Origin of the sequence: Caulobacter sp. RHG1 (assembly GCF_013181195.1) — a bacterium.
In the GTDB taxonomy this organism is placed as follows: Bacteria; Pseudomonadota; Alphaproteobacteria; order Caulobacterales; family Caulobacteraceae; genus Caulobacter.
Genome location: NZ_SMZP01000005.1, coordinates 271,762 through 294,997 on the forward strand (window position 1 = coordinate 271,762; position 23,236 = coordinate 294,997).

Genomic DNA, 23,236 nt, shown 5'->3' on the forward strand with positions numbered 1-23,236 from the left:
CGTGCGACCATCGCGCTTGGCCTTGCCATGGTACCAGCCGATCGCCGCCAGGGTCGGCAGAGAGGCGACGTAGCTGGTGACGTTGGCCGGGCGCTGGACGTACTCGATGATGTTGACGGCCTGACCGTACAGCATGACCCCCGCCAGCGGCAGGGGCGCATCGCCCTCGGCCAGCAGGCCGGCGACCTCGGCCGCGCGGTTGGTGCCGTAGCTCTCGCCCATGACATAGATCGGCGCGCCCTCGCGGCCATTGGCCTTGATCCACTGGCGGATGAAGCCGGCCACCTGCTGGGCGTCAGCCTTGACGGAGTAGAAGGCCCGCGGGTCCACGCCCGGCAGCGCACGGCTGAAACCGGTGGAGGCCGGGTCGACGAACACGAGGTCGGCGGCGTCGAGCGGCGAATAGGTGTTGTCGATCAGCTTGAAGCTGGACGGCGGCGCGGAAATGTCGTCCGGGAACGAGATCCGCTTGGGACCCAGGCCGCCCAGATGCAGGTACATCGACGGCACGATCGGCCCGCCGTTGAACAGGAACAGCACCGGACGCTTGGCCGGGTCTGCGCCGTCACGGGTGTAGGCGAAGCTGACCAGCCGGGCGCCGGCCTTGGGGTCCTCGGCGTTCACCAGAGTCGGGGCGACGGTGGCGGTGTAAGCCAGCTTCTGACCGTTGAAGACGCCCACATGACGGGTGACGACGGCCGGATGGTCGACCGGCTGGAGAATGGCCTCGGCGGGCGCCGCCTGGGCCAGCGCGCTGGCGGCCGGCAGGGTCAGGATCGAGACGGCGAGAGCGCTCGCCAGCAGCCTGGATTTCACGATGGTCGCTCCCCTTGTCGGCGCGCCATCACCCCGGCGCAGACCACGATCTTAAGCGTCGTTTCCGAGGCTTCGTTATGCGTTTGCGCCGTGGGCGAGCGCGAAGATGAATAGACGATGCGCGGGGGCGGCCCCGAGCGACTTATCCGATTTGCCCTGAACGCGTCCGCCCCCGCGACGCGCTTCCACGTCGCGGGGGGTCCTGTTTCTACAGCTTGCAGCGCGCTGCATCGGCTCCCGGCGCCTTGCTCCAGGCCAGACCGTCGACCGCCTCGCCGCGGGGCAGGAAGGTCAGGGTCTGCTCGGCGCCGTCGCGCTTGATGGTCAGGGCCAGCGTCGCCGTCTCAGTCTTGCGCGCCTCGACCATGCCCTTGTCGGCGATGATCTGGTCGCCCTCGCGCAGCCCCGCTTGGGCGGCCTGCGAGCCCGGCTTCAAGTCACGGATCAGGCGGTCGGCGCTGCTCAGCGAACCGCGCGAGAAGCCCAGGTCGAAAACCCGCATCGGCTTGGGCGTCGCCACCAGGCAGCCATCGAAGCGACCGCCGGGCGTCAGCACCTGTCCCGCCGCCATCGCCTCATAGGCCGCCTTGGCCTGGTCCGCGCCGATCTCGCGGCCCACCAATTCAAGCCAGGTGGCGGCGGCATAGGGCTGACCGGCCTTCTGGCGGCGGTACATCTCGGTGATGATGTCATCGACGCTACGCTTGCCGCCCGACTGGGCGCGGATCGCCGAGTCCGTGGCGATCAAGTACAGAAGCCCACGGCCATAGGGCACCGTCTGGGCGGTCGGATCCGACCAGAAGATCTTGCCCGCCTCCAGGTTGCTCAGGCGCAGGTAGGGGTTGGTGTAGTAGGCGGCGAACTTGTCGTTCAGGTCCTTGACGAACTGGTCCAGCGGCAGGATCCCCGCGCGATAGGACAGCAGCATCGAATAGTATTCGGCCGCGCCCTCGCTGTACCAGGCGGTGTCGCCGTGCTCGCCCTGCATCGAAGGCCAACCATGGGCCATCTCGTGCGAGACCAGGCTCTGCAGCGAGTCCAGGGTCGGCTGGTCGCTGAGCCGGTAGCCGAACATGAACGACTGCGGCAGCGCCGTGCCGCCGGTGCCAGCATAGGGGTTCTGGCGCACGAACACCCGGTAGGGCGTCATCGGGTCGCCGAAGAAGGCCGACATCGCCTCGCGCAGCGTCTTGACCCGGGCGCCCAGGACCTCGGCGGCGAACGGCGGCGGGCTCAGCCAGTAGAGATTGACCTGCGGCTTGCCCGGCAGGCTGTGCAAGGGGCCGGCGGCGTAGAAGGCGAAGGCCAGCCGGTCGGCCGGGCCCATGAAGGTGGCGTCGCCGTCGCCGAACGACGACACGCCGCTGGCTTGGGCCGGCGCCTGCGACAGATCCCAGGCCAGCGAGAAATTGTAGACCTGATCCTTGGCCGGCGTGGCCAGGAAGGTGACGCCAGCGCCGGCGAAACCGCCCGCCTCCTCACGCAGGTCGAACAGCGGACCGTTGTTGGTTGCGGCGGTCACCTTGCGCGGCGCAGCCCGATAGCTGACGACGACGTCGCCGACGGTCGCACGGCCCACCGTCCAGCGGCGGTACTGGCCCTGCGGCGTCGGCGCCTCGAGGTCTTGAGTCAGGGCCAGCGGGCCCGATGCGTCGTGCGCCGTCAGCCCCTCGCCCAGCAGCTCTGCGCCAGGGATGCCGACCATGCGGCTGGGCAGCCGCACCAGGGCCTGGCCGGCCGTCAGGCTGGGCGCGCTCAGCACCTCACGCACGCCCATATAGCTGTCGCCGCCGGCGCCGGCATGCGGCGTCAGGCGGACCTCGACCTTGGGCGGCGGTCCGGACTGGGCGCTGGCTGCGCCAGCCGCCAGAGCCAACAGGACGGCCGCGCAGGCGGCCTTTCCGACACGGTGCATGGAACCCCCTCCGATGATCAGGTGAACAGAGCCTCGACGAGCGCGTCGATGTCGTCCCGGTCGTTGAACAGGCTGGGCGCGACGCGCATGCGGTCGTCGTAGACGGTGGCGAAGACCTTGGCCCGGCTCAGGCGCTCGGCGGCGTCCTCAGGCGGGGCGAAAGCCAGGATCGGCGTGCCCTGGCTATTGGGCGTCAGGATGCGTACGCCACGGTCGCGCAGCTGCTCGCTCAGGCGTTCCAGCAGCGCGTCCCGGTGCGTGGCCAGCGCTTCCACCCCCGTGTCGAGGATGGCGCCCAGCGAATGGCGCAGCTGGGCCACGGCGGCGTCGGCCATCGTGCCCATGCCGAACGCGCCGGTCGCGTCGGGCCGGGCTCGCCAGAGCACCGGCGGATCGGCCTCGGGCTGGGCGACGATCTCGCTGACCTGGCGATAGCCGAAGGCGATCGGGTCCAGACGGTCCAGTCGGTCGGCGCGGGCGTAGAGGAAGCCGACGCCAAAGTCGCCCATCAGCCACTTGTAGGTGGCGCAGGCGCAGAAATCGACGCCGGACGCCTGCACGTCGAAGGCGACCGCCCCCGCAGCCTGGATGATGTCGGCATAAACCAGGGCGCCGGCCTTATGGGCCAGGGCGCAGACCGCCTCGAGGTCGTGGCGGAAGCCGTTGTAATTGGAGACCAGCGAGATCGCGACCAGGTCGGTCGGCGTCTCCAGGGCGCGCGCCAGGTCGGCCAAGTCGATCCGCCCCTGCCGCGCGGGCAGCACCTCAACATCCAGGCCATGCACGGCCAAACGGTCGTAGAGATAGAGCGATCCGGAGAAATGCAGGGCGTCAGTGACCACCCTGCCCTTGCCGCCGCTCAGGCCCAGGGCCGAGAGCACCGCGTTCTCGCCGGCCATCGTGCTGGGCACGAAGGCGATCTCGGCCGGCGAGGCGCCGATCAGCGTCGCGAACATGCGCTGCACGGTCTCGCGAATGGCGCCGTCGTCGTGCGCCAGGGTCGTGCGCCCGCCCATCCGGTAGTCGGCGTAGCGGTCGAGCGCATGGCGGGCGCCAAGGCTCATCGGATGCATGTACGCCGAGTCCAGATGGATGACGTCCATCGGCGCGAAGTCACCGCGGCGCGCCGCGCCCAGGATCGGCGCGGTCATCCGTCGACCTTGGCGCTGACGTGGCGGCCGCGGCGCAGGCGGTAGTAGACGAGGCCGATCGTCAGCCAGACCAGCAACAGGATGTAGGGCCGCCAGTCGGCGCCCAGTCCCAGGGCCGCGATGACGATGGCCAGCACCATGCCGACGATGGCCAGGCCTTGCGCCAGGCGCGGGCTGAAGGCCAGGCGCGCCTGGGCGTGCAGGTCGGGGTGACGCCGGGCCATGTTGAAGGCCGCCAGGCACGAGCCGGCGTACTTCATCATGGTCGGAATGTTCACCGCCAGCAGCAGGAACAGCAGGCTGGAGGGCAGCAGCACGCAGGCGCAGGTCAGGACGAAGGCGACGATGGTGGCCACGTGCGGCGTGCCAAAGCGCGGATGGATCTTGCCCAGCGCGGCGGGCAGCTCGCCCTCGCGGCCCATGGCGTAGAGAAACCGGGTGAAGACCAGGAAGATGGCGTTCATCGACTTGGTCAGGGCCAGCACCGCGGCGCCGACGATCACCGGCGTGGCCCACGGCCCCAGCGAAACCGTCGCCGCGTCCAGCAGCGGCGCCTTGCTGCTCGCCAGGGTCTCGGGCCCCACCAGGCTCAGGGCGGTGAAGGCGATGGAGACATAGACGACGACGGTCAGCAGCAGCGCCAGGAACACGCCCAGCGGCACGGTGGTCTTTGGGTTAGCCACCTCCTCGCCGACCTCGGTGGCGGTCTCGATGCCCAGGAACAGCTGGATCATCAGCGGTATGGCGGCCAGGATCGGCGCCCAGCCTCCGGCGACGGCTTCCTGCAGCAGCTGCGGGCGGAAATGACTGGCGCCGGACGCCACGAAGACGGCGAACACGGCCAGCAGCAGGATCATCATCACCGTCTGGGCCCGCGCGGCGATCTTCACCCCGACGAAGTTGATGGCGAAGATCAGGGTGAACAGGCCCAGCACCGTCGGCACGGGCGGCACGTCGATCACCTTGGAGAGATAGCTGATCAGCACCCGTCCCAGCACGATCATCACCACCGCATTGCTCAGGATGCGCATCCACACCACCGCGAACGCGATCGTCGGCGTGGTCAGCTGACGCTGCCACACATACGAGGCGGCGGTCTTGGGCAGGGCCGAGGCCATATAGGCGTAGACGATGGCGAAGATGACCATCGGGACCGCCGCCAAGCCGGTAGCGATCAGGATGCCCGAGCCGCCCAGCGCGGTGGCCGGTCCCAGCACCGAGAAGATCGCCGCGCCGATCGCGGTTCCCGAGCCCAGCATGACCAGGTCGATCAGGCCGACACCGTGCTTGAGCGTGGTCGGCGGGGTTTGAGGCTCGGACATGCTAGGAAACGCGCTCCAGACACGGTTTTGACCACCGCGACGAATTTCCGGCGAGCATAGGTTCGGCTCGCCGCATCAACTATTCGAACTCGACGAAAGCCGCGCTCGCACGGGCAGATTTATGCAGCCGCCGGGCGAACATCGGCAAAACCATCTCGCTGTACGCCCTACCAGCGCTGGCAGGTCTTGTCGGGGACGCTGGCCACCCGCTGCCAGGCGTAGCCGGCGACCGCCCTGCCCTCGACCTGATAGGTCTTGGCGACGCGGGTGAAGCAGGGTCCGTAGGCGTCGGCCACCGGGGTCCAGGGCTTGCCTTCCAGGATGCGGTCCTCGAACTCGACGGCCGCCTGTGGGCCCAGCTCCTTGACGACCATGGCCTTCCAGGCGGCGTGGTCGAACCGGACGCCCTTTTCACGACTGACGAACATCGGCGCCAGGACGTCGTCCAGCTTGCGCTTGCCCTTGGTCTTGGCTCGGACGCGGGCGTCGATGTCGGCGAAGTAGAGCGCGCTGCGCAGGTACGGCACGTGGCGGATGTCCTCCGAGCCAAAGCCGTGCTCGGCGATCTTGGCCGCCGTCCAGTTCGCCGCCGTCGAGCCCTGATAGCCGCTGGCGATGCGGTTGATCTCGGTCGTGTATGCGTCGACGGTCGTGAACCCTCCCCGCATCGGCAGCAGGGCCGTGTAGAAGGTGGTCAGCCCCTCGCTGAACCAGCTGCTGACGCCATCGGGCGCCGCGACCCCGCCCGTCCATTGGTGGATCATCTCGTGAGCCAGGGTCTCACGCGGCCCTTCCGCCTTGGGGTCGAACGGCGCCGACGCGCGCGACAGCATGAACGACTTGGGCTGGGCGGTGCCGCCGCCCACCGGCGGAGTGTCCAGGAACCGCATGAACACGCGATACTCCGGCTCGGGGCCGAGATAGCCGAACGCCTTGGCCAGATAGGCGTAGAGCTTGGCGCTATAGGCCAGCTCCTTGGCTGGGTCGAACGGCGACGTCCCCAGCCAGAAGCCGGTGAAGCCGTGCCCTTCCCCCGTCGCCGGGTAGCGGCCGGCCGGACCGGCCAGGTACCAGGACTGGGCGATGGTCGAGATCGGCCCCTTCAGCTTGGCGTCGCCGATCGCATAGGATGTGGCCGCCACCGAACCGGGCGCGAGGTCGGACAGGTCCCAGGTCAGCGATAGGTCAGCGGGCTGGCTGCTCTGCGGCATCACCATGAAGCCCGCGCCCAGGCCGCTGACCCCGCCGGCCGCCGGCCGAATGCCGAACGGCGGGCCGTTGCGGTCGCCGACCGGCTGCACCGCCGCAGTGTACTGGATCGTCACCGGATAGGTGACGGCGCGCGTGGGCGTCCAGCGGCGATAGTAGGGAAAGCCGCCCGGCTGCGGCGCGTCGTCCTTGGCCTCCAGCGGCACGGGGCCTTGGGCGTCCAGGACGCTCATGCCCTGGATGCGATCGGCCACCCGCCAGGCGCCCGGGTAGATGATCGGGGCCTGCAGCATCAGCGGCTGGCCGTCGGCGGCTTCGAGCCTGGCGGTCACGGCGATGGCCGACACCTCGGCCTGGCCGGCGCGGATCGGCTTGAGCGTGGTCGAGAAGCGATCCGCGGCGAAGGCCTGGGCGCAGACGCCCGCCAGCAGCAGGGCCAGGCTGGCGCCGCCAAGGACGCGGGCAGGTTTGAGGGTGCGCATGTCAGACCTTCGCGAGCTGGAAACTTCCACCGAATAGTCCGCAAGCCCGGCTTGGCATTCTATGCGAACTTCACGCCCGGCTGACGATCATGCGCATAGTTCATGCAGATTTCGCGGCTCAGGCGTTGCGATGCTGGCGGTAGAGCCACGCGGTCACCGCCAGGTCCTGCGCCGCGTGACCCAGCGACTTGTAGACCGTGACCTGATCGGGAGCCTGCCGCCCCTCGACCTGGCCCACCAGCACCGCGCCGATCTCGGCGGCGATGTGGTCGTCGCCCACCGCGCCCTCGGCCCGGGCGCGGACGAACTCGCCGCCATGGACCAGCACGTGCTCGCGATGGTCGACGATGAAGCGGCTGCGCAGGACCAGGGCGGTGTCGACTTCGGCGGCGCTGGGTCCGCTGGAGCCGACGACATTGACGTGCGCGCCCGGCGCCAGCCAGGCGCCGTTGAGAATAGGATCGACGGCGGTCGTCACCGTGCAGACGATCGAGGTGCCTTCGACGGCCGCCCTTGCGCTCGCCGCCGCCCGCGCCGGCAGACCGGTCCGGGCCGTCACCGCCTCGGCGAAGTCCTGGGTCCGCCGCGGCTCGCGCCCCCAGACCACGACCTCGCGCAGCGACCGAACCAGGGCGATCGCCTCGATATGGGCCATGGCTTGGCGTCCCGTGCCCAGCACCGCCAAGGTGGCGGCGGAAGCAAGAGCCAGGGCGTCGGTGGCCACCGCGCTGGCCGCGGCGGTGCGGATGGCGGTGACCTCGCCGGCGTCGGCGACGCAGACCGGCGCGCCCTTGCCGTCGAACAAGACGACCAGACCCTCGTGCGCCTTGCGGCCGTCGGCCTGCGCCATCACCGAGACCAGCTTGGCCCCGAACACCTGCTCGTCCATCAGGGCGGCGGGCATGATGGCGAAGGTCTGGCCGGGCCCCAAGCTGATGAAGCTGCGCAGCAACTGCCGGACCGCATCGCTGGAAAGCGCCACCATCGCCTGGCGCACCGGCGCCAGCGCCTGCTGAAGCGTCAGGCGCTGCCGGACTTCTTCCGCGCCAAACACCACCAGAGCCGACTGTTCACTCACCAAGGCCGCACCCTCCGTTATGCCTGGCAGCTTAGCGTCGCGGACCAGGCGGTTTGTTTCGATCTGACGTCTCAGCGTGCGAGCCCGACATAGTCTATGCGCCGAGCACGGCCTTCGCGCATGGACCTTGCGCCAAGGCTGCTGCGCATGGCTGCGCCGCCCGTCAGCCGAGCGACCGGCGCCGGAAAGCCAGGCAAATTGAACAATTCACCTTTTGCTCAAGCCTTGGATTGGGGCTTGCGGTTCCGAGCGCCAGCATGAATGCTCTATCCAATAATAAGACGTGGGAGGAACAATCTATGCAGAAGCTGGACGCGATCGATCTCAAGATCCTCGACGTCATGCAGCGCGACGCCTCGCTGTCGTCGGCCGAGCTGGCCGACCGCGTAGGACTGTCCCAATCGCCCTGCTGGCGCCGGCTGCAGCGCTTGCGCGACGAGGGCTACATCAAGGGCGTCGGGGCCCGGCTCGACCTCGAGAAGCTTGGCTTCAAGATGCAGATCTTCGCCCAGGTGAAGATGACGACGCTCAGCGACGAGGACCGCGAGAAGTTTCACCGCTCCGTGCGCAACACGCCCGAGATCCTCGAGTGCTGGACCGTCTTCGGCGAGATGGACTGCATGCTCAAGATCGTCGCGCCCGACGTGCAGTGGTACCAGGACTTCATCTTCCACGTCCTGCTGAAGCTGCCCGGCGTGGTCGACGTCCGATCCATCGTCACCCTGACCGAGACCAAGAACACCACGGCCGCACCGCTGGTCGTGCGAGGGTTTCGCTAGGCGCATTGGGTCATGCGCCAGGATCGCGCTCGCCGGATAAGCTATCCACGCGACCGCGTCGGCGCGCCCGAGAAAGACGCGCTTATGTCCAGGCGCGGCGCTAGGCTGTCGCCTTCGAGCCGGCCCTTCGAAGGTGTCACATGAGCCTTACGCGACGCACGCTGTTCACCGCCGCCGCTGCGGCGCCCGCGCTGGCGGGCGCGTCTGACGCTTTGGCTCAGGGCGCCACCGCGCTGGCGCCAGCCGCGACTCTTCCGGCCAGGAGCGCGTTCGCCCGGATGCCGACGACCTATCTGGATTCCGGCTCCACCCATCCGATGCCCTTGGGCGCCCGCGCCGCGCTCGAGGAGTATCTGCGCTACAAGACCCGCGACGGCAGCACGCCCGACTACAGCATGTCGGCCAAGGAGAAGCTGGTTCGCGAGACCTTCGCCGAGCTGGTCGGCGCCACGCCCGACGAGTTGTGCGTCATCCAGTCGACCACCATGGGCGAGAACCTGGTCCTGAAGGCCCTGGGCTATCCGCAGGAACGCGGCCGCATCGTCACCGACGCCCTGCACTTCTTCGGCTCGTTCTACACCTATGGCGAGCTCAGCAAGGCCGGCGTCGACGTGGTCACCCTGCGCATGACCAAGGACGGCCGCATCGACATGGACCAGATGGCCGCGGCGGTGAACGATAAGACCAAGCTGATCGCGCTGAGCCTGGTGTCCACGGTCAACGGCTTCGAGCACGACCTGAAGGCCGTCTGCGACCTAGCCCATGCGCACGGGGCCTATGTCTATGCCGACATCGTCCATGCCGCCGGCGTGGTGCCGGTGAACCTGCGCGAGACCGGCGTCGATTTCGCCGCCACCTCTTCCTACAAGTGGCTGATGGGCGACTTTGGCCTGGGCTTCCTCTATGTGCGCAAGGAGATCCAGGAGCAGATCCCGCGTCCCTGGTGGGGCTACGAGCAGGTGGTACGCTTCCAGTCCCACGTACTGCCGTACGATCCGCCCGGCGCCACCGTGGCAGACGCCGAAGGCGGGGCCTCTGCCACTGGCCGCTTCGCCATGGGCACCACGTCCTGGACCGGGATGGTTCAGCTGGCCTACTCGCTGCCCTGGATCAAGGCCGTGGGCGTCGAGCAGTTGGTCGCCCACCGCCGGCCTTTGGCCCAGACCATTCAGACCGAACTGCGCCAACGCGGCTATGAGCCGCTGACGCCGCTCGACAATCGCTCGGCCCTCGTCGCCTTCGCGCTCAAGGACGCTCGCGCCAAGCTGGCCGAGCCCCTGAAGAAGGCCAATGTCACCCTGACCGTATCGGCCAATCGCTTCCGGGTTTCCCTGGCGGCGTTCAACGACGCCAACGACATCGACCGCCTGCTGAGCGCCCTGCCGAAGGCCCCGCCGGCCTAGGCCCAGGCCGCCGCATAAGTCATGCCGCCCTGAGCGGTTCGGCGCATAAGCTTCATCGCCAGGCTCGCCTTTGGCGTTCAGTTCGCAAAGAAACTCGCGCCCGAGCGCTTAGGCTTTGAACCCACGGATGGCAGACGCGCCGCCCGGCCCTGGGACAATCAATTTGCAAGCGTCCGACGCCCTCAAGTCCGTCGATCTTCCCCAGCGGGCGAAGCGCCTCTTCTCCGCGGAAACCTACTCCGACTTCGTGCGCGAAAGCCTGCGTCTGCTGGCCGAGCGCCCTCAGACCGCCCTGCTCTACGACAGCACCATCGACGAACCCGTCGCCGCGCTGATGGACACGATGCGGGCCGCGTTCTCGCTGAGCGTATCGCCACGCTATGTCAGCGTCTTCGCCGACGGCAATCCCTACGCGGTCCAGGCCCTGTCGCAGCGCTTCGACGTGTCGCCACGGCAGATCCTGACGACCACCGGCGCCACCAGCGGCCTGACCCAGCTTCTCAAGGCGCTCCTGGTTCGCGGCGACCGCGTGCTGGTGGAAAACCCCGGCTTCGACCTGCTCATCCAGACCGCGCGCGATATCGGCGCCGTCGTAGAGACCTTCGAGCGCCCGGCGCCGAGCTTCGCGGTCGATCTGGAGGATCTGGAGCGCAAGCTGGCCACGGGTCCCAAGGCCGTCATCCTCACCAACCTGCACAACCCTTCCGGCGTGCTGACCTCGGAGGCGGCGCTGAGGCGGATCGCCACCGCCGCCGCGCGGGTCGGCGCCTATGTGATCGTCGACGAGGTCTATGCCGAGTTCGCCACCGAGGGCGCACCGCTCTGCGCGGCGCGACTGGCCGAGAACCTCATCTCCGTCTCCAGCCTCAGCAAGGTGTTTGGCCTGTTCGCCCTGAAGTTCGGCTGGATCATCGGCTCTGACACCGTCATCGACCGGGTGCGAACCGCCATGCCCGAGGGCGACATCGGCGTCTCGAAGCTGGCGCACGCCGTGGCCGCCCACGTGCTCGAGGAGCGCGAGGTCTACGAACTCCATTGGAAGCGGATCCTGGCCAGCACCCGCCCGGTCGCCGAGCGGCATGTGGCGCGCATGAAGGCCGAGGGCCTGCTGGACGGCGAGATCCCGCCCCATGGCAACATGGCCTTCCTGCGCACGCCCGGGTTCGACGACACCCTCGCCCTGGCGCGCGCGCTGTTGCTGGATCACGACCTGTTGGTGGCGCCCGGAGAGTATTTCGGCCGACCGGGCTTCATCCGCCTGGGCTTCGGTTCGGAGCCGGCCGAACTCGATCGTCGCCTGGCGCGCTTGCACCAGGGCCTGAAGAGCCTCGTGCGCTAGGCGTGCATAATCCATGCGCGATCACCGGCAGCCCTCGCCAATCCGAATGAACCTTTCCCGACCTCGAAACTAGACTCGCCCCTAGGAGCGGCCGCCGGCGGCCGCGGTTGGGAGCTCGCCCGTGGCCCGCAAGGTTTCGCGTTCGTCTAAGGCCTTGCCGTCGGAGGGGGCGATCGCCGAGCAGCCGCGCATGCGACAGCTCTATGCGGCCGTACTGCGCGAAGGCGGCTATCTGCCGGCGGTGCTCTCGTCCCTGCACATCTCGGCCGGGGTGCTGGCCCGACAGCTATCGCTGCTGCGGACGGCCGGCGTCGCGCGCACCATCACGGTCTGCAACCCGCTTCTCGGCGGCGCGCCGGCCCAATCCATTCACTGGATCAAGCTGGTCCTGCTGCATCCGGACGATATCGAGCGCTTCGAGACCTTCCTGCTGGAGGACACCGCGGTGACCTCGGCCCAGAAGGTGACGGGCGACGCCGACTATCGCGTCGTGTCCTTCCATCCCAGCTGGATGCAGGCCCTGGCCTGGGCCAGAGCCGTGCGTTGTCGCCCCGAGGTGGCCAGTCTGCGACAGCACACCATGCGCCACCTGTTTGGCCATGAACTGGACGGCTTCGTTCTGCACGGCCAGGGCCTGGACGACAGGATATAGGCGCAAGAAAAAGGGCCCCCGCCGACGGCGGGGGCCCTGCAGTTTCCGAGGCTGGCCGCGCGCTAGAAGCGCGCGTTCAGGCCGACGAAGAACTGGCGACCGGCGATGTCGCCATAGCCGCGGTTCGGGAACGAGGTCATCTCGTCGGTCAGGTCGGTGACGCCTGCCCGCACGGTGTACTTGTCGAACTTGTAGGCCGCCGACAGGTTGTGACGGATGTTGGCCTTCAGCACCGGGAACTCGGTGTTCTCGATCGTCGACGTGCGCAGGACGTTGGTCTCCGGCAGATAGTCGATCGAATAGTACAGGCTGAACGGGCCACGCGAATAACGCGCGTCGAAGCGGCCGCGCCATTCGGGCATCGAGGCCGTGTCGTCGGTCCGATTGAAGTCGGAGCCGGTGACCGAGGTCTCGAAGAAGCGGTTGTGCGTGGCCTCCACGCCCAGTTCCAGATTGCCGACATTATGGTTCGGGAACAGGCTGGAGAGCGGCACGCGGTAGTTGATGTTGAAGACGTCGCCGCGATAGCGGATCTGGCCGGCGTTGAAGGTGGTCGAGACCGCCGTCACGATGTGGCCTTGGGCGTTGCGGGTGACCGTGTTGCAGACCTCCGGCGAAGGCGACGTGGAGTCGAAGCAGGTCGCCAGGAAGTCCATCGGCGTGAACGGCGACAGACCGTTGGTCAGGTCGATCTTGATCCGGTCGGCGATGATCGTCAGACCCGGGATGAACCGCGGCTGCAGCACGAAGCCGAAGGTGACCGTATCGGAGATCTCGTTCTTCAGATTCGCGTTGCCGCCGGTCGTGACCAGGGCGTTGTTGAAGTTCTCGGACGGATCCTGGAACGTGGCCAGATCGCCGTAGCCGGGATTGGCCGTGAACAGCGCCCGGCAGTTGGCCAGGCGCGTAGCCGGCGAGGGTCCGGTGGCGATGCGGTCGCTGTCGCAGGGGTTTTGCAGGATCGCGGCCAAGGCCGTCCGCGAGGGTGCGAACAGCTGGTCCAGGGTCGGCGCGCGGAAGTTGCGGCTCTTGGAAGCGCGCAGCGTGACGCCGTCGACGACGTCCCATTGCAGGCCCGCGCCCCAGACGCGTTCCGTCCCGGCGATCGAGTGATCGACGAAGCGATACGAGCCGTCGAACTCAAGGCGCTGGACGCCCGGCAGGGTGAAGTCCCCCCCGATGATCGGCACCAGCAACTCGCCCGAGAACTCGTGGGTGTGGAACTTGCCCGAGGTGGCGACCACCGGCACGCCCGCGCCCACCAGCCCTTGCAGGTCGGCGTCGAACGGCGTGAAGCGCACCCACTCGTGGCGGTACTCGTAAGCCGCGCTGAACTTGGCCTTGCCGGCCGGCAGGCTGATCAGGTCGCCGCCGAGGGTGGCCAGCAGGTCATCCTGGGTGTTCCAGTAGTCCTGACCGGTCAGCGAGGCGACGTAGTTGCGGGCCTCGGGGCTGACATTGCCCGAGCCGAAGATGTTCAGCGGCGCGCAGGCCAGGTCGTCATTGGCGGCCGAGGCGTCGGCGTTGACCCCGCAGACGATCTGGCCGGCCGTGTTCCGCACGGCCGCGGCGGCGCGGTAGAGGCGCGTGGTGTTCACGCCCCAGGCCGACTGGGTCCCCTTGGTGGCGCCATGGCTGAACGACAGCGACCAGTAGAAGTCGCGATCGAACTTGTTGAAGTCGCCCTCCAGCGCACCCAGAGCGCGCCAGGTGTCGGTCGTGTACTTGACCTCGCGGCTGGGCAGCAGGTCGGACCAGGCCTTGGACAGGAACAGCGGACCGCCGGCAGCGAAGGTCGGATTGGCCGCCGACAGCGTCGAGAGGGTCGCCGCGCTCAGATACGGATTGGTGCGGTTGAAGGTGATGTAGCCCGCGCCCGTCGCCTGGCCGTTCAGAACCGTGTTCGAAGCCAGCGAACCCAGGGGGTCGCGGCCGATGGTCTGGGCGTACAGGAACTCGCCCGAGAACCGGACGTGGTCGTTGAAGTCGTAGTGCGAGATCAGATTGACCGTCTTGCGCTCGACGCCCGTGCGCAGCGCGGCCAGCTCCGAGTACGGCATGCCGTCGCCGCCCACCGAGAACGGGATCTGCAGGAACGTGCCCGGGTTGTAGGCGGTCAGCTCGCCCGCCGCGTTGAACGCCTGCGGAACGCCGCCGCTGCGCAGGATGAAGTTCGGCGGCGGCGCCGGCGTGGAGAAGATCACGCCGTTGAAGTTGAACGGATAGAAGCGTCCGCCAATGCCCGCCACGGTGGCCGGGATTCCGTCGTTCGGACCGGTGTTGGCGGGGTTGGTGTAGCCGACGCGCCCCTGGGCCGAGAGCGGCCGGTCGCGGTCGAACAGCGGGTCGGCCCGGGAATATTCGGCGGCGAGCGCGACGTTGCCGCGGCCGTCGGCGAAGTTCTTGCCGAACGTGGCGCGCAGCGCGGTCTTCTTGTTGTCGTCGCGCGACGAGACGCCGTACTGGGCGTCAAGCTCGACGCCCTCGAAATTGCGCTTCAGCACGTAGTTGATGACGCCGGCGATGGCGTCCGAGCCGTAGACGGCCGCGCCGCCGGCCTGGACGATGTCGATACGCTCGATCAGACCGACCGGAATGACGCTGGTGTCGACGACCCGATCGCCCAGACCGCTGGAGGTCGTCACCGTCCGACGACCGTTGATCAGGGTCAGGGTGCGCCCAGCGCCAAGGCTGAAGAGGTTCGGAAACTGCTGGCCCGAACCGGATTCGTTGCCGGTGCCGTCGGCCTGGGCGAAGGTCGGGGCGATCGACGTCACCTGGTTCAGCGCTTCACCAGCCTGCACGAAGCCGCGTTCGGTGATGGCCTCCTGACCCAGGACGGTCACCGGCGCCGGCGTCGTGGTCTCGGCGCGGCGGATCCGCGAGCCGGTGACGACGATCTCGGTCACGACGGCGTCGCCATCCTGAGCTTGGGCCTGCGCCATGGCAGGCGACAGCGACGCCACCAGCGCCCCGCCGATAATGGTCGAGGCGAAAAGCCGCCCTCGCATCGATGTCTTTCGCATTTGATCCCCTCGTGAAGTATCCGCCGCCATCCCCGATGCGGCGCTGCTTTGGCCGGCTGGTCCCGAAGGCTTTCCGGCTACGTCTCCACGAAAAAGGCTAGGACGAAGGAGGCGAGTTTGTTCTTTCGTTCTTCGCCCCGTTACGGGCCTGTCATACATGGATTATGCAGCGCGCCACGGTCCTGCGCATCGTCTATGTGACAATGGTCACCAAGGCCGGCCATCCAATCCAAGCCGCCGAAGGACCGAAGAGGGCCCTGGAGCGCCGTGTTTCGGGCGTTCCGCGGCGCTTTTGGCCAGGACCGTACGCGGCCGGCGAGGATCCGCCGCCTTGCATAGATGATGCGTCGCCAGCGGACTGACGCATTAGAACCCGCGCCGAGACCGGTCGCCGGCCGACGGAACGCAATGATTATCCGAACACCATTCCATAGCTTGAAGTCCGCGCCGGGCAGACGGCGATCGAGACCCTGGGGAGATGCAATGCGCGCGCTGACGTCCGGAACACTTGCGGCGGTCTCCTTGATCCTCGCGCCCACCGTAGTCGCCGCCCAGGCGCAACCCGCTGCGCCGGTCGCTCAGGTCGCGCCTCTGGCTCTCCGCGTCGCCAAGACCGCGCAACAAGGCCAGTTCAACGGCCAGACCGTCGCCTACACGGCCACGGTCGCGGAGTACGCCGTCGCAGCCGAGCCCTCCGCCCAGCCCGGCGCCAATATCGTCACCATCGCCTACACGCGGAACGTCAAGGACCGCACCAAGCGTCCCGTGCTGTTCATCTACAACGGCGGCCCGGGCGCCTCGTCGTCACCGCTACATCTTTCGGCGCTGGGACCGCTGCGCAATCCGCCCAAGGAGGCCGGCCCCGAGGCTGGACTGCGCCCCAATCCGCTCAGCCCCCTCGACGCCATCGACCTGGTGTTCATCGACCCGGTGGGCACGGGCTTCAGCCGCCCCTATCCGGGCGTCGATCCCAAGGACTTCTATTCGCGGACCGGCGACGCCGTCGCGGTCGGCTCGGCGATCCGTCAGTGGCTGAAGGCCAACGGCCGCGAGGCCTCTCCGCGCTTCATGATCGGCGAAAGTTACGGCACGACGCGCGCGGCGATGGTGCTCAAGGCGGTTCCGGACCTGAAGTTCGACGGCGTAGCCCTGGTGGCGCTGGTCGGCGATACCGACGGTCGTGAGATGCCATATGTGGCGTCGCTGCCGACCATGGCCGCGGGCGCTTGGTATCACGAGAAGATCGATCGCCGCGGCCGGACGGTTCAGCAGCATTTCGACGACGCCCTGGCCTTCGCACGCGGCGACTACGTCTCGGCGCTGATCCAGGGCGCCAGCCTGCCCGCCGATCAGCGCCGGCGCGTGGCCGAACGCCTGTCGCAGTTGGTCGGCCTGCCCGTCGAACTCATCGAGTCGAAGAACCTGCGCCTGTCCAAGAACGACTTCATGTTCAACCTGCTGAAGGACCAGACCCTGCGCACGGGTCTTCTGGACGTGCGCGTGACCGCGCCGCTGGAGCCGGGCCAGGACGGAGCCATCGACGACCCGGCGCTGGGCGTCGTGCCCAAGCGCTCGGGCCCCGCACCGGCCGGCGGCGCCAAGCCGCCCTCGCCCGCCAGCCTGGGCGTGATCCCCAACGCCCGCCTGACCCGCTACCTGACCCAGGATCTGAAATTCCCCGCCGAGGGCGCCTACGCCTCGCTCAGCTTCCTGGTCAATGCGGCCTGGAACCACGAAGGCGGCAAGGACGCCAACGTCTATGTCGGCGAGGCCATGCAGGCCGATCCCAAGCTACGCCTGTTCTGGGCCGCCGGCCTCTACGACCTGACGACGCCGGCCTATACCGGGCGCTACACCCTGGATCAGGACGGCATTCCGGCCGATCGCCTGACGGCGATCTATTTCGATGGACCGCACGGCGTCTATGATGGCGACGCCAATCTCGAGAAGTTCAACGCGGCTCTGCGGGCGTTCATCCAACACCCGTGACGACCTCTCGCCTGGCCTGATCTACAGCCGCAGGTCCGGCGCCCCCGGCGCGGCGTCGTCCCAGCCGGCCATCGCCGCGCGGGCCTCGGCGCGGTCGAGGGCGATGGTCAGCTTTTCGCGGAACGCAGCAGGATCGATCGTGAAGGGCTGGTTGGACTGGGGCTCGATCGTGAACAGGCGCGCCTGGCCGTCGGTGGGCATCAGGTAGCCAATGTCGTGGCGGCGGAAGTTGGCGATCCGCGACTGCACCTCGACCACCCAGTTCAACGACATGACCTGGCAGCCCTCGGGCGACAGCAGGGCGTTGTGCAGGCCCGATCCGAACTCCCCGGCCACAACCCGGGCGCGGGAGAAGATGCGAGCCTGCTCGGTCCAGGACAGGGTCTCGGGACGCAGCAGCGTCAGGCCCAGGTCCTGGGCGATGCCCTCGATCTCGGCCTCGTTCTCCATCTCGCGGAAGGCCTGGGCGGTGCGCACGCCGCCGCGGCTGACGAAGATCCTGTCAGGCCCGCCAGCGCGCGGCCAGGCCAGGGCCTGGTCCTCCAGACTCCAGCGCAGGAGATCGTGGAAGACGTAGTTGTCCTGCAGCATATGCGGCAGCAGGGCCACTCCGATCTCCACCGCCTCGTCGCGCGGGTCGTAGGTGACGATCTCCTGGTCCGGCAGCAGTTCGTGGACGATGCGCGTCACATAGCCCGGCGCGGTGCGCGGCAGGACCAGCGGCGCGACGATCCCCGCCCGGTTCAGCGCCCGGATCAGAAAGAGCTTCGGATACATCTCGGTCAGCCAATGACCCCAGACGTAGTTGAAATGGGTGATCACGAACGCCCGGTCCAGGCGGATCCGAACGGGCGCGTCGAAGGCCCAGGCTTCCGGCGTCACGCCATGTTCCAGCCAATGGCGGACATAGTAGGGATAGGCGCCGGCGGCGTAGACCATTTGGTCGTCCAGCTTCAGATGCGCGCCCCGGCCGCCAGCGACGACGCGGCGGGCCACCAGCAGATCGATGTCCGGCGCGAAGAGGTCGCCCAGAGCGTGCTGGTCGTTCAGCTTCTGGCCCTGACACTCCCACAGCATCGGACGCGGCGGGACCCAGCCGCTGCTCTTGATCAGCAGCGCCCGCGCCGCGCGCGCGGAACCTTCCAGGGCCTGCTTTAGCGGGACGAGCTCGGCGCCGGACAGATCGACGATCTCGGCCATCAGCCCTCCCCGTCCAGGAAGGCCAGAAAGGCCGGCAAATCCAAGCGCCAACCAAAGGCCGAAGCCGGGCGCAGGTCGACCTCCAGCAGGACCTCGGCCGCCTGGGCCAGTTCCTCGCCGGCGTAAGATTTCCAGGACAGGCCGGCGTGGCGGGCCAGACCCTCGACCCAGGCGCTGGCCTCGCCAGGCGGTCGCAGCTCGATGACCTGGGTTCCCGGCGCGCAGAACAGCAGGTTGGCCATCAGGGCGCCGGTCTGAGCCACCACGCGCTCGGCGTCGCGGAAGGCGGCGATCAGCTCGTGCGGCGAACTCGTCTCGGGACGGAGGATCCGGTAGCCGCGGGCCTCCATGATCGTTTCCAGCGTCAGCGCGTCGTCCAGCACGGCCTTCAGCGCGCCGCGGCCGCTGACATAGATCCGGCGCGGCGCGGCGGCGGGCGTCGCCAGCGCCGACAGGATCGCCGTGCGCATCCCGTCCAGGTGCGGACCGGGCGTCAGCGAAGGGGCGGCCGGCGCCAAGGTCAGCTGCTCGGCCCGGACCAGCGGCGCAGCGAGTTCGATCGGCGGCTGCGCGCCGGCCAGGGCGATCAGGTCGGCCTGCCAGCGCGTCAGCGGCGGAGCCAGCACGGCCAACGGCTCCGTCGCCAGCAGGGTCGGCAGAGCGTCCAGCAGGAAGTGGGCATAGCTTCGGGTCGCACGGCCATCCATGAACAGCACGCCCCTGGCCAAGACCGGCGCGTCGGTTGGCATTGGGAACCGGATGTCCTCGCCAGAGCGCCAGGCGCCGGGCGCCCGGGCCAGATCCGCGCTCGCGCCGAACACCCGTCCCTGCGCGTCGACCGCCAGACCCAGGGCCGGAGCGGCCCAGACATTTTGAAGTTCGCGAGCCGCGCCGCCTGGGGTCAAGGTCAGGCTGGGCTTCGGCTTCTCCCGTCGCTCCAGCAGCCTCAGCAGCCGGCGCGCGAGGCCGGCCAGGGGCCTCACAGGTCGAAACCCATGCGATAGCCAGCCCGCTCGACGATCGCCGCCGTCAGACGCTCGATCGCATGAGCAGCGGCGCCGTCGACACGCCCCGTTTCCGGCTCAAAACCAATCTCGTCGTCGGTCAGGTCGGCCAGCGGCGCGAAAGCGGCCACACGCCCCCAGAACATCGAGCCGGCCGCGAACGGCGTCTCGGGCTGAGGCTTCAGGCGCATGCGCGCCGACAGGCGTTCGACGTGCGGCCAGTTGTTGTCCATCACGCCCGGGTCGCCCATCTGCATCCGCGCATCCGAAGCCGCCAGCAGGCCCAGTTTCGGATCGCCGGAGAAGGCGATCAGCGCCGCAGTCGTCGCCTCGGGACCGGCCAGCCCGTCGACCAGCCGCGTGCGCCACAGGTCGCCCTTGGCCTGGTCGGGCGAGCGCTTGGAGTGCAACTTGCAGAAGACGTCGTAGCCGAGCGTGCGCGCCCGACGCAGAGCCTCGACGAATGGCCGGATGTCGCGGCCTCGGTTCTCGGCCACGAAGACGTAGGCCTTGGGGAACGCCTTGCGCAGCGCCGCCAGATCCTCGTCGCTCCAGGTCTCGGACACCGAGACCTGCAGGTCGGCCTTCTCGGACAGCGGAGCGAGGCGCTCGGCGAACCAGTCCGTCAGTTCGGGATAGTAGAGGTGCAGCAGCACCGCCGTGTCGGACCGCTTCTGGAACCCGGCCTGCGCCTCCACGATCAGCGGATGGTCATCGGCGATCTTGGGGGCATAGGCGCTCATCGCCGTACGGGTGGCGTGCAGATAGCCGTGGCCGTACCAGCGGTCGGGCTCGAGATAGGCGCCCTCGGCCCACTCGTTCCAGGCGTTGACGAACACCACCGCTTCGCCCGGCGGATGGCGTTTCTCGCTGTGGCTCAGCGCGCCCGACAGCCAGCGCAGGTACGATGGCGGCGTCGCGTCGTGGAAGGCGTGGCCGCTCCACGGCTTGCGGGCGTGGTTGTCCCAGCCGGGCATGACGCCGGGCACGAAGGCCGTATCGACGTCGCGCAGCTGCTCCAGCTTGCGCTCGACCACACGCGGGAAGTCGAAGACCTTGCCGGTGAACTCAGCGTGCAGCGGGGTCACTTTGTCGGTGATCTCGTCGGTGTCGATGGCGTGCGGCGGGAAGTCGATGATCCCGTCGAAGCCGTGGCTCTCATAGTCCGAGAACCCGAACGCCGTCGTGCACAGCAGGCGGATCTCGCCCAGACCCAGCTCGCGGGCCAGAACGCGCCAACGTTGCGTCGTGGCCTTGGCCTCGGGGAACAGCTCGGGGCGATAGACCACCAGCACCGGCTTGCCGCCGATCTTCAGGTAGCGCGGATCGACCATGTGTCGGGCCAGATCGCGGAAGACGGCCAGGTCGTCTTCCGGCGAGTGCTGCTGGGCGATCAGGATGTCCTGCTCCTGGCCATCCCAGCGCCGCGACCAGTTCTCGTTGGCCCAGCACAGGCAGAACGGCAGATCCAGCGTCGGATCGGCCAGATAGAGCTCGATCGGCGTCTCCATCAGGCGCTTGCCGGCGAACCAGTAGTAATGGAAGCAGAAGGCTGAGATCCCCGCGCGTTTGGCCAGCTCGACCTGCTGGGCGATCGGGGCGCGGTGGCGCAGGTCGTAGAAGCCCAGGTCCGCCGGCAAGCGCGGCTGGTAGTGGCCGACGAACTGCGGCTGGGCCTTGGAGACGTTGGTCCACTCGGTAAAGCCCTTGCCCCACCAGGCTTCGTTCTCCGGGAACGGATGGAACTGCGGCAGGTAGAAAGCCACCAGCTTGGGGGCGTCCGCCTTCAGCCGGATCTGATCGGCGATCGGCGCGCCGTAGTGGACGCTGCGCAGGTTGCGAGCCACGGCGTTGGCGTGAAGATAGGTCTCGCGCCAGGCCCCGCCGCCGCGCGGCGTGCGCGGACCTTTCGGCTTGGAGCCCAGGCCGCGAAGCTTGCGGTAGGCGGCGGCGACCGGTTCGCGCAGCGGGCCCAGCACCGGCTTCAGCGCGTCGATCAGCGGCCCGGCCGCGCCGCGCGGGTCCGCGCCCAAGGCGCCCGAGACCGAGACCTCGAAACGGGTGACCGTCAGCTGGCAGGCGGTGTCGGACGGGTCCAGGCGCAGGCGTAGAAGCTGGCGACCACGCGCTGGCAGAACGGCGAACAGGCCGTTGGGACCGTCCTTCAGCGCGGCGCGCGAAATCCCGGAAAAGCCCTCGCCCCAGTCGGCCCAGACCGTCGGGTTGGTCGGCGCGCCGGCCTGCAGGTCGAACGCGACCTCGACGCGGGCCGAGCGGGCGCCGCGGAAGGCCTGGCGCTGAGCCTTGGTCGGGGTCCAGATCAGCTGGCCGCCTGGCTGTACGGCCAGGACGCCGCCCTCGGCGACGATCCCCTGCTCAGGCTGCAGCTGGGCCGCGCTCACCGGCGCCCTCGCAGCAGCCGCGTCCAGAAGCCGGCGGGCCGCGCGACGCGCTTGCGGACCACGACGGCCGCCTGGGAAAAGCGCCCGGGACCGACATAGCGGATCACCTCGCCGTCGTGCGGCGCGGCGGCGCGAGCCACGGCCTTGGCCCCCAGGACCGGGTCGGTCATCAGCACGATCAGCCCGCCCGGGGCCAGCACCCGCAGCAGCTCGGCCATCCAGAGACCGAGGACGTCCGGGCAGGCGTCGGCCAAGGCGGACGGGGCGGTGATCAGGCGGAATTCCGCATCCTCGAACGGCAGCGGCTTGCCGATCGTCGCGACCTCGAACTGACCGGGCAGGTCGCCGCTCCGGCAGAAGGCGACGCGCTCGGGATCCAGATCCATGCCGACCATGTCGCCGGCCGGGAAGTCCCGCAGGAAGAACCGCCCCACTTCGCCCCAGCCGCAACCGAAGTCGAGGTAGCCGCGCCCCTGGCACTCGCGCCAGTCGCGACCGTCCATGCTTTCGTGCGCGAAACGGTAAACCTCGGCCGCCTGCTCCAGGCCGCTGGGGCTGGGCGGCAGGCGGGGAAACAGCAGGCCGCTCTGGACCCGCTGGGCCACCGAGTGCTGCAGGCGCGCGATCCAGGCGTCGGAGGCTACGCTCCGGACATCGTCATGGTCGACGCGTCGGGCGGCGGCGTTCATGCAGGAAGCGCCGCCTGAGCCTGGGCGGCCAGGGCCTGGTTGCGCTCGAGCCATTCCTCGGTCGTGCCCAGGAAGACGATGTGGCCGCCCTGCAGCTCGCACACCCGGTTGCAAACCCGGCTGACCAGGTCGTGGTCGTGGGTGGCGATGACCACGATCTTGGCGTCCTGCACCATCTGGTGCATGCGCTGGGCGGCTTTCTGCACGAAGGCGGCGTCGCCGGCGCTGAGCCACTCGTCCAGCACCAGGATGTCGGCCTCGAACTCGGTGGCGACTGCGAACATCAGGCGCGCCAGCATGCCGGCCGAATAGGTGCGCACCGGCAGGTGCAGGAAGTCGCCCAGGCCGGAGAATTCGGCGATCGCGCCCACGCGGCTGTCGATCACCTTGCGCGACAGGCGGCGCATCAAACCCAGCTTGTGAATGTTGCGAAGGCCCGTGGCCTCCATGTCGATGCCGGCGTTGATGGCGATCATCGAGGTGATGTCGCCGTCGATCGTCAGCTCGCCGCGCGTCGGCGAGTAGATGCCGGCGATCACCTTCAAGAGCGTGGTCTTGCCCGAGCCGTTGTGGCCGACCAGCGCAATGCGGTCGCCCTCGTTGATCTCGAGATTGATGCCCGACAGCGCCTTCACCGCGGCGACGTCGCCGGCGGCCTTGTACATCTTGCCGCCGACCGCGAGGTTGAACATGGCGCTGCGCAGCGACTGCGAACGCAGGCTGTAGACGAAATAGTCGAGATCGACGTCGGTCAGCTTGATCTGGTGCGTCATCGCTCGC

Annotated in this window: 16 protein-coding genes and 1 pseudogene; 5 read left to right on the forward strand and 12 right to left on the reverse strand. The window is 68.6% G+C overall.

Annotation, left to right across the window (positions count from 1 at the left end):
• Positions 1–201: 201 nt before the first annotated feature.
• The 6 genes and pseudogenes from E1H18_RS27345 to E1H18_RS15715 form a co-directional block, all read right to left on the reverse strand.
• A pseudogene (locus tag E1H18_RS27345) lies at positions 202–816 on the reverse strand (peptidase S10); the annotation flags it as partial.
• Between the two features lie 208 nt (positions 817–1,024).
• Positions 1,025–2,731, reverse strand: coding sequence for a hypothetical protein (locus E1H18_RS15695; protein ID WP_172270040.1), 1,707 nt, complete (start codon positions 2,729–2,731; stop codon positions 1,025–1,027).
• Between the two features lie 17 nt (positions 2,732–2,748).
• Complete coding sequence (locus E1H18_RS15700) at positions 2,749–3,882, reverse strand: aminotransferase class V-fold PLP-dependent enzyme (RefSeq protein WP_172270042.1); 1,134 nt, start codon at positions 3,880–3,882, stop codon at positions 2,749–2,751.
• Positions 3,879–5,204, reverse strand: a complete 1,326-nt coding sequence (locus E1H18_RS15705) for an APC family permease (RefSeq protein ID WP_172270044.1) — start codon at positions 5,202–5,204, stop codon at positions 3,879–3,881. Before E1H18_RS15705 ends, E1H18_RS15700 begins: the two co-directional genes overlap by 4 nt.
• Positions 5,205–5,371: 167 nt before the next feature.
• Complete coding sequence (locus E1H18_RS15710; RefSeq protein ID WP_172270046.1) at positions 5,372–6,895, reverse strand: hypothetical protein; 1,524 nt, start codon at positions 6,893–6,895, stop codon at positions 5,372–5,374.
• Between the two features lie 118 nt (positions 6,896–7,013).
• The gene (locus E1H18_RS15715) at positions 7,014–7,973 is read right to left on the reverse strand and encodes an ornithine cyclodeaminase family protein (RefSeq protein ID WP_206679076.1); all 960 of its coding nucleotides are present in this window, start codon (positions 7,971–7,973) and stop codon (positions 7,014–7,016) included.
• Positions 7,974–8,272: 299 nt separating this feature from the next.
• Here E1H18_RS15715 and E1H18_RS15720 point away from each other — a divergent pair, with 299 nt between their 5' ends.
• The 4 genes from E1H18_RS15720 (at position 8,273) to E1H18_RS15735 (ending at position 12,146) form a co-directional block, all read left to right on the forward strand.
• A complete protein-coding gene (locus tag E1H18_RS15720; protein ID WP_172270048.1) occupies positions 8,273–8,752 on the forward strand; it encodes an Lrp/AsnC family transcriptional regulator in 480 nt (159 codons plus the stop codon).
• Positions 8,753–8,892: 140 nt separating this feature from the next.
• On the forward strand, positions 8,893–10,155 hold the full coding sequence (locus tag E1H18_RS15725) for an aminotransferase class V-fold PLP-dependent enzyme (RefSeq protein WP_206679077.1): 1,263 nt from the start codon (positions 8,893–8,895) through the stop codon (positions 10,153–10,155).
• Positions 10,156–10,318: 163 nt separating this feature from the next.
• Positions 10,319–11,494 carry a pyridoxal phosphate-dependent aminotransferase gene (locus E1H18_RS15730; protein WP_172270050.1) on the forward strand — a complete coding sequence of 392 codons (1,176 nt, stop codon included), beginning with the start codon at positions 10,319–10,321 and terminating at the stop codon, positions 11,492–11,494.
• Positions 11,495–11,615: 121 nt separating this feature from the next.
• The gene (locus E1H18_RS15735; RefSeq protein ID WP_172270052.1) at positions 11,616–12,146 is read left to right on the forward strand and encodes a hypothetical protein; all 531 of its coding nucleotides are present in this window, start codon (positions 11,616–11,618) and stop codon (positions 12,144–12,146) included.
• 62 nt (positions 12,147–12,208) lie between these two features.
• On the opposite strand, the gene E1H18_RS15740 is transcribed toward E1H18_RS15735, so the two are convergent.
• Positions 12,209–15,172 (reverse strand): TonB-dependent receptor domain-containing protein, encoded by a 2,964-nt coding sequence (locus E1H18_RS15740; RefSeq protein WP_172270054.1) that lies wholly within the window; start codon positions 15,170–15,172, stop codon positions 12,209–12,211.
• Positions 15,173–15,694: 522 nt separating this feature from the next.
• Between E1H18_RS15740 and E1H18_RS15745 the strand changes: the two genes are divergently transcribed.
• Positions 15,695–17,161 (forward strand): peptidase S10, encoded by a 1,467-nt coding sequence (locus E1H18_RS15745; protein ID WP_172270056.1) that lies wholly within the window; start codon positions 15,695–15,697, stop codon positions 17,159–17,161.
• 21 nt (positions 17,162–17,182) lie between these two features.
• On the opposite strand, the gene E1H18_RS15750 is transcribed toward E1H18_RS15745, so the two are convergent.
• Genes E1H18_RS15750 through E1H18_RS15770 form a run of 5 tightly spaced genes read right to left on the reverse strand, consistent with a single transcriptional unit; the run spans position 17,183 to position 23,229 of the window.
• Positions 17,183–18,361, reverse strand: a complete 1,179-nt coding sequence (locus tag E1H18_RS15750) for a DUF563 domain-containing protein (protein ID WP_172270058.1) — start codon at positions 18,359–18,361, stop codon at positions 17,183–17,185.
• On the reverse strand, positions 18,361–19,344 hold the full coding sequence (locus E1H18_RS15755) for a glycosyltransferase 61 family protein (RefSeq protein WP_172270060.1): 984 nt from the start codon (positions 19,342–19,344) through the stop codon (positions 18,361–18,363). The genes E1H18_RS15750 and E1H18_RS15755 overlap by 1 nt, the downstream gene beginning before the upstream one ends.
• Positions 19,341–21,767 (reverse strand): glycoside hydrolase family 99-like domain-containing protein, encoded by a 2,427-nt coding sequence (locus E1H18_RS15760; RefSeq protein ID WP_370526529.1) that lies wholly within the window; start codon positions 21,765–21,767, stop codon positions 19,341–19,343. Before E1H18_RS15760 ends, E1H18_RS15755 begins: the two co-directional genes overlap by 4 nt.
• Positions 21,764–22,456, reverse strand: a complete 693-nt coding sequence (locus tag E1H18_RS15765; protein ID WP_172270062.1) for a class I SAM-dependent methyltransferase — start codon at positions 22,454–22,456, stop codon at positions 21,764–21,766. Before E1H18_RS15765 ends, E1H18_RS15760 begins: the two co-directional genes overlap by 4 nt.
• Positions 22,453–23,229: an ABC transporter ATP-binding protein gene (locus tag E1H18_RS15770; RefSeq protein ID WP_172270064.1), complete on the reverse strand. Its 777-nt coding sequence runs from the start codon at positions 23,227–23,229 to the stop codon at positions 22,453–22,455. Before E1H18_RS15770 ends, E1H18_RS15765 begins: the two co-directional genes overlap by 4 nt.
• Between the last annotated feature and the right edge of the window lie 7 nt (positions 23,230–23,236).